The organism is Hydrogenophaga sp. (assembly GCF_018780385.1).
Taxonomy (GTDB): domain Bacteria; phylum Pseudomonadota; class Gammaproteobacteria; order Burkholderiales; family Burkholderiaceae_C; genus Hydrogenophaga.
In genome coordinates this window covers 23,476-29,991 of sequence record NZ_JADMJO010000009.1, presented here as the reverse complement: position 1 = coordinate 29,991, position 6,516 = coordinate 23,476, and the positions used below count along the sequence as shown (strand labels likewise).

General features: G+C 59.0%; 8 protein-coding genes. 4 read left to right on the top strand and 4 right to left on the bottom strand.

What is annotated here, in order from left to right:
- Positions 1-181 precede the first annotated feature (181 nt).
- A complete protein-coding gene (locus IV113_RS06335; protein ID WP_291081881.1) occupies positions 182-484 on the top strand; it encodes a transcriptional regulator in 303 nt (100 codons plus the stop codon).
- 192 nt (positions 485-676) lie between these two features.
- Positions 677-1,219, top strand: coding sequence for a hypothetical protein (locus tag IV113_RS06330; RefSeq protein ID WP_291081879.1), 543 nt, complete (start codon positions 677-679; stop codon positions 1,217-1,219).
- 395 nt (positions 1,220-1,614) lie between these two features.
- Here IV113_RS06330 and IV113_RS06325 read toward each other — a convergent pair whose 3' ends face one another.
- The 4 genes from IV113_RS06325 to IV113_RS06310 all read right to left on the bottom strand — a co-directional run bounded on the left by IV113_RS06325 (position 1,615) and on the right by IV113_RS06310 (position 4,122).
- Positions 1,615-2,109, bottom strand: a complete 495-nt coding sequence (locus IV113_RS06325; protein WP_291081877.1) for a hypothetical protein — start codon at positions 2,107-2,109, stop codon at positions 1,615-1,617.
- On the bottom strand, positions 2,106-2,327 hold the full coding sequence (locus IV113_RS06320; RefSeq protein WP_291081875.1) for a hypothetical protein: 222 nt from the start codon (positions 2,325-2,327) through the stop codon (positions 2,106-2,108). Before IV113_RS06320 ends, IV113_RS06325 begins: the two co-directional genes overlap by 4 nt.
- 4 nt (positions 2,328-2,331) lie before the next feature.
- Positions 2,332-3,507, bottom strand: coding sequence for an HNH endonuclease signature motif containing protein (locus IV113_RS06315; protein ID WP_291081873.1), 1,176 nt, complete (start codon positions 3,505-3,507; stop codon positions 2,332-2,334).
- A gap of 66 nt (positions 3,508-3,573) precedes the next feature.
- Positions 3,574-4,122 (bottom strand): hypothetical protein, encoded by a 549-nt coding sequence (locus IV113_RS06310; RefSeq protein ID WP_291081871.1) that lies wholly within the window; start codon positions 4,120-4,122, stop codon positions 3,574-3,576.
- A 424-nt stretch (positions 4,123-4,546) separates the two neighbouring features.
- Here IV113_RS06310 and IV113_RS06305 point away from each other — a divergent pair, with 424 nt between their 5' ends.
- The gene (locus IV113_RS06305) at positions 4,547-4,924 is read left to right on the top strand and encodes a hypothetical protein (RefSeq protein ID WP_291081869.1); all 378 of its coding nucleotides are present in this window, start codon (positions 4,547-4,549) and stop codon (positions 4,922-4,924) included.
- A gap of 305 nt (positions 4,925-5,229) precedes the next feature.
- Positions 5,230-6,501 carry a DUF6035 family protein gene (locus IV113_RS06300; protein ID WP_291081867.1) on the top strand — a complete coding sequence of 424 codons (1,272 nt, stop codon included), beginning with the start codon at positions 5,230-5,232 and terminating at the stop codon, positions 6,499-6,501.
- Positions 6,502-6,516 lie beyond the last annotated feature (15 nt).

Here is a 6,516-nt window from a genome sequence, read left to right as displayed (position 1 = left end):
CATCATGCCGGTCCTCTCTGTAACCAAACGGTTCGAAATCCGGGGACAGGGTCAGTTGAGGCCGCAAAGACAATCGCCTCCGGCCTCAACAAACAACCGATTGAACGACTGGGTGAACTGGCCGTTGAAGGCAAGCTAAAGGAGATTTGCAATGCCAAAGAGAAACAGTGAAGAGGCTCGCATGCTCCGCGAGCTGCTGGAAACTGCCGAAGACCTGAACTCCTACGGCGTGGTTTCAAAAACGGATATGGCCCTTATGAAGGCACTCTGCGAAGAGCCGCCTGAGTACCCGCCAGAGCGTGTCGTGTCCGTCAGAACGCGTGTCGCGAAGATGAGCCAGGCAGTGTTCGCCTCGTTCATGAACGTGAGCGTTTCGACGGTTCAGAAATGGGAGTCCCCTTCTGCCGACAAACATCCAAGTGGGGCTGCTGCCAAGTTGCTTCAGCTTGTAGAGTCCAAAGGCGTAGATGCACTCATCGCCTGAACTGTTGCGCTGATTCAGAAGCCCCGCTCGAAAGACCGGGGCTTTTTCATGTCACGCCGGTTTTTCTCTCGACCCGGTCAGCTCTCTTTGGCTTCTTGCCTACATCAACCAGCAAGAGACTTATGCACCCACTGGAGTTCAGTGTCATCTCACTCAAGCGAGAATAGCGTTCCACTAACTCGAACCAGTTGAATGTCCAGCTACAGCAATACTTTTCTTCTCGCGATTGAAAGAACCTCTTCTCAAGGCTACGAAACAGAGCCTTATGAGCTGCCGAGTGGCCCTGGTCGAATTTCCGAGGAGCACGGTAAGCAGCTCGCTGACATTGCGAGCCAAGTGCTTGGGTCCAAAGGACAACTTGAGGCAATTGACATCGCTTGTCGCTGTGCGGAAGTAAGCTTAGCCATGAAGGGGCATGTGGAGCGCGTCGTAGGACACACCGCGACTCTCACCATTGGGGCTGTTACTTTGAATGGGACTTCCATCATCCAAGCCCATGGGCTAGACATCCCTCAAATGGCCCGCACAGGCTCGTACCACGTCTGGCTCACCCTCCCCTGGCTTGAAATTGTCGACTTCACACTACGGGTGAGCCTTGCGGTGCTGAACGGGCGTCCGCTGACAGAAGCAGGCCCGTTAGCCGGGTACCCCGACTTCATGAAGCCGGCTGAATGGCATCCCATTTACGTTGGCACTGCAGCAACAACGGCGTTGCTCGACAGAGGTCGTAGCTGACTGCACAGCTGTGTTCCACTTGGGCGTGCTTGGCAGCACAAAGCCCTTGCGCTCGAGGAGAAGAAACGCTTCCTGAACTCGAGCCCATTCAGCGCATTGAGTGCACAACGGCGGGGCCGGCATGGTTTTGCCGGCGCTGTCACTCTCGGAGAAGGTGGGGTGGTTGTGCATGGAAATGGGGATGGAAGCACGTATCCCAATGCATAGCCAAGTCGTTTATCTTGCCGTCACACATGTCCATTTGCCCCTCCCCTACGGCTAACAAGCATCCCAGCGGGGCGGCCGCCAAGCTGCTGCAGCTTCTCGAATCCAAGGGTATGGAATGAACGGAGTCCTTTCAGGTGTGATTGTGGGCACGGGCACCTGCCTTTGCACCGGGCAACCGCCGGCCCCACTCAAGGCAGGGGTGCGATGCGATTCCCGTATCGGTCCTCAAGCATCCACTGCCGGCCGTTTTCCTTGGACCTGTTGTTGATGTTCCCCAGAAGGTGGTCCTGGACCCATTCCGATTTGGGAAAGGCGACCTCCTTCACCTTCCCAGTCTTGTCGTTCATGAACCGGTCCCGGTCGACATACTGCTGCAGATGCTTGGTGTCACTGAAGAACCGCGCCCGGGTGTTCGGGTGCTTCTTGTAGAAGTCCTGGGCCATCTTGATGAGCGTGCCCTGTCGGACATCCTTCGGGACCACCACCACATGGAAGCGCCAGGTTTCGGCAGGGAACAGCATCGGCTGAATCGCGTATTCACCCCACACCGAGGCTTTGACCTCGGCCAGGGTAATGGGCCCCTTCGCCGGCGTGGTGGTGGCCTGAGCTTGCGCGGTGCCGAGCAGAGGAAAAGTAAGCGCCGCGAGGCACATCAGCCGGCGAAAGTTGTTGCGTGGCTTCATTGCGGGCCGGTCAGAGTTTGGTGGGTGACATTGCAGGCTGAGACAGGTGGACGAGCGATGTACTTCTCGCTCAACATGGATGCGCGGAACATTGCTGCCGGGTCATCGCTGCTGACGTTCTCCCGCACGGACGAACCATAGCGCTTGACGAGAGCTTCCATTGCTTGCGCGTCAGTCTTCGGCTTCGTCACGCGGCGCAGGATATCAATTGCATTCATGACTTCACCTGGGTGTTTCGTTGCGCAGTGTAGTGCCGTGAAACTCTCGGTAGTAGTCAGCCACCCTCGCATCAAACTCCGCAAGCCCATCAGTGGTGACTCGAAGCAACTCGTGGTCATAGAGGGTATGCAGGTCGCGGCGCAGTAGTAGGCCGTCCGCTTCACTGTTGTGGCCTTGTCGCCAGCTACGGCCGAGTAGGTGGGCCGCCTCGAGTGCTTCAGGCACGTCGCAACCGCTGACGACGCACCTCCCGCCACACGCCCGGAAAACGGCCTCACGGAACGCCCGCTGCTGCGGCCTGACTTCCACCTGTGTGAAGCGCGCTGTGCGTTGCTCAAGGTCTTCCTCGTTTGAAGGTGACGATGGCACTGCAGGAGGTGGCTCCTGCGTAGGCTCTAGCGCCTGCCCCGCCCAGTGCGCATAGCATCGCTGCCGCTCAAGGATGTCATCGTCGATGTGGAATTCATCGAAGAGCCCTTGCGAGCAGCGGCCAGTCTCTTTGTCGACAATGAGTGCCGTGATGATGGGCTCGCCCGCGTTGCGACAATCGTGCCCAAGGCGGCTCATCGCATTACGCAACGGGTAGAAGCTCAATCCAAATCGGTTCATGACGTCCGAGTAGGTCACGGTGCCTTTGGCTTGGCAGACCTCGATGAGCCATGCACGGATGGCCGGAATCTTTTGCTGGTATGAGTCGGTAGACAGCCCAGAACGCGCTGAGTCCTCAATGGGGAACAGCCCGTCACCAGCCTCGGTGCGATGCGTCAGGGCATGCGCCTTGAGCGCGGCGACAGGAACAAGCTCGCCGAGCTCGGCGACGATTGCCCCCTCGGCCGTGACGGAAAGACGCTTGATGCTGAAAACCACGTCCTCCCTGTAGGTCTTGATTTCTCGAGGGTGCGCGCCCGCGTCTTTGACCATGGCAATGACCGTGTACCCAGCGAGCTCACCTCCCCAAAGGGCTTGCAAGTGCACGATGCGTTCATCGAGTCCGTAAGATTCGGACTGCTTGTACCCCGAGGGCTCACGCAGAACAGTGACGGTTTTCGTCCGCCCTCGGTACTCGTCGTCCCAGGTACGAAGCAGGAGAAGGTTGTCTCGCCGCGCGCCCCACGACCAGCGAATGTTCCGAAACGGAAGGTCCAAGCTCTCGAAGAACTTGCTGATTGGTTTGTCCATACGTCGTCCCCCTGTCTTTTATGTATTCCACGTGTTGGTCACGCGGTCCTGCCTACCTCTACAACGTCAGCGTCTAGCGCGCCGGCGGCGCTTCTTCTTCGGCGGTGGAACCAGCTCTTCTCGGCCCGCCTGCAACAGCGCGCCAAACTCCGGCCCTTGCAGTTGCCTGGCCATCACTTGGTTCATCTTGGCCGCCCACTCGGCAAACAGCAGCACTTCGCCCTGGTGCGTGTCCAGCAGTTGATGGGTCTCTTCCAGGTACGCCAAGGCCGCCGAGCAGCTTTCTCGGCTCTGCAGGTCGAAGGTGTCGAGGAAGTGATGCACCACCACGTTGCGGCGCTCATGCACAACTGAGAGGTGCTGGGAAAGGCTCGCATGGTCCTGTGCGGGGACTTCAAGGTTGAAGCGGAAAGCGATGTGCCCCCTTGCCGCAGCTTTGTCGAGTTCGCTCTCGTCGGCGACGTTCCCCTCTGGATTAAGGTATTTCCCCAGCAGCTCCTCCTTGAGCCAGCCGAGCGGGGAGTTCATTACCTGTTCGAGCCGCTGTTTGGCAGCGGCCTCGGCCTGCCCCGGCATCGCTGACGTGAATCGACCAGCCACCAAGCCCTTGAGCACTCTCTCGAGGTGCTGGAAGCGGAGAAGAGCTCGGCCTATCGCTCGTTGAACGTCCCGTTGAAGGGGAAGAAGCTCAGGCTCGTTGCTCACTTGTAGTCGACCCCAGTCGAAAGCGCCACGAGCACAGTGACAGGCAGCGGCTGACCACTCGGCGTAGTCAAGAGCGCATCTGGTGCGAGAAGATGTATGTGGCGCATGGAGTCGAAGAGCATGGGAAATCGGTGGACCCATTCAAGCGGATTTTTGGCGGGTTGGGAAGGTCTGAAAACCTCGCACCGCCGGCGGCGCTCGCAATACCGGAAGAAAGTCGCCCTGCAGCAACATCATCCGAGGGATTCCTCACGGTGAAGAGCTCGCGCTTCATGGCGCGGGCCGAGGCCGGCGACTAAACTCGCCCCACAAACAGTCCCAGGGGATACCTGAAGTGAACGCCAAGAAACTGATTTTCTGCCTCTGCACAGCCATGGTCTCGGCCACTGCAGCGTCCGGCTCGTTGGCCGAGTACGAGGCACTAGAGAAGTCCGCAAAAGCCGGAGACTATCAAGCGCAGCGCAACGTCGCTTACTGGCTCAGCGGCGGCTACTCCGGCGCCCCACCCCTCAACCCTATTCTTGCTTGCGCGTGGCGCATCGTCATCCTGGAGTCCGGCAGCACCAGCGTGGATTCCAGCGACGTGAGCAACAAGAAGCTCTATTGCGATAGAAGGCTTGATGCCGATGCCGTGAAGGCTGCGCAGGCGCAAGCACGCACGCTGCAAAAAGCCATCCCCAAGGGCAAGCGCAAAGCGTCAGCACCGCAGTAGGGTTCGCCGTCGGTGTTCTGATGCGTAAAACGCAGCTCCAGTTCGCGCATTGCTAGGAGCGGAACAGCCCTCTGACGGGTGAGTCTCCCTGCCAAGGTGCAGCGCCGGTGCCGTTGCCCCAAGGGGTCTGCGCACCGCACAATGCATGCATGGCAACACCTCATGAAGACGGTCCGTCTAGGAGTGAAATCGGTGGTTCTGCAACCACCCCCTCCGGCGCCTTCCCGCGCCCCCGCAGACGGCGAAGGCCTGTGCCGGCGCCTGGCGAATCGCTTTGCGTTCTGGACCCAGCCATTCGCGAAGTTATGGACACGGACTCCGGCGACCACCTGAGAACTGAGGTGGTGCTGGGAAACGACTTCGCTTCCTTGGTCCAGCTACGTATGGACGTCCAAACTGCGATGAACGAGGAGCGACCTCTGTATCGCTGCGCCATTTGCATGGTTCCCGTGTACATCTGTCGCAACATGACGCAGACGCGCTTCTTCTTCCGGCACAGAGGAGAGGACGGAAACTGCCCCGCCATCACTAGAGGAGAGCTGCCTCAGGACGAGATTGACGCGCGCAGGTACAACGGTGCCAAGGAAAGCAGACAGCACCTGCAGATGAAGGCTTGGGTCGCCGAGTGCTTGGCGGCCGATAGTCGGTTCTCAGACATACAAACGGAGAAGCGCTGGAACGGGGCCTTCACGGGAGAGTGGCGAAAGCCTGATGTGCAAGCCACGTTCAACGGCATTCCCGTCGCCTTCGAGATTCAGCTGTCCACGACCTTCCTCAATGTCATCGTCGGACGCCGCCAGTTCTACCTCAAGGAGGGTGGCCTGCTGTTCTGGATATTCGCGTCGTTCGACAACGAGCACCGCCGTATGACTGATGAGGACGTCTACTACAACAACAACCAGAATGCCTTCATCGTCAACGCCAACACGGTCAAGACATCGCTGGAGCAAGAGCGCTTCTTCTTGGACTGCGCCTGGTCAGTACCCACGGTGGACGGTAGCAACAGCGCGCTGCACCGGAAGGTTGTCGCATTTGACGAGCTGACTCTCGACCCAGCCACCCAAAGAGCTTTCTACTTCGACTATGACGGCCATCGTGACGGGCTCCGCAGCGCCAAGGTCTCCGAAGCAGAAGTTCTTCGAGATGAGGTTGAGGCGTGGTGGGATGTCCGGTATGAAACAGACTCCCCACACTCGGCCTGGCTCAGCTTCGCGGCTCGACTGAGGAAGCTGGGGTTGGAGGTGCCATACGGCTACAACGAGATTGACGCTTTTGGCATCTCCGCCCTCTACTCGGCAAAACACAACCGCCCGTATGGCCAGGGGAAGAAACGGCTGGTGGAGGTGGCCCACAGCGTAGCCACCGGAAGCAAAGGTCACCTGATTTGGTTCATGCATGCGGTTCGGTACTACGACCGCGAAGCCTCGATGGCTGCGGAAGGCACGCCCGGCGCATGGGTCAAAAAGTACGAGCAGTGCAAGCGGGAGTATCGGAACGACATGGAGCCGTTCACGCCCATCCGCAAGAGCCAGGCACTGATTGAGTATCTGTTCCCGGAACTCATGCCGTTGCCGTAGGTGGAAGTGTTCCTT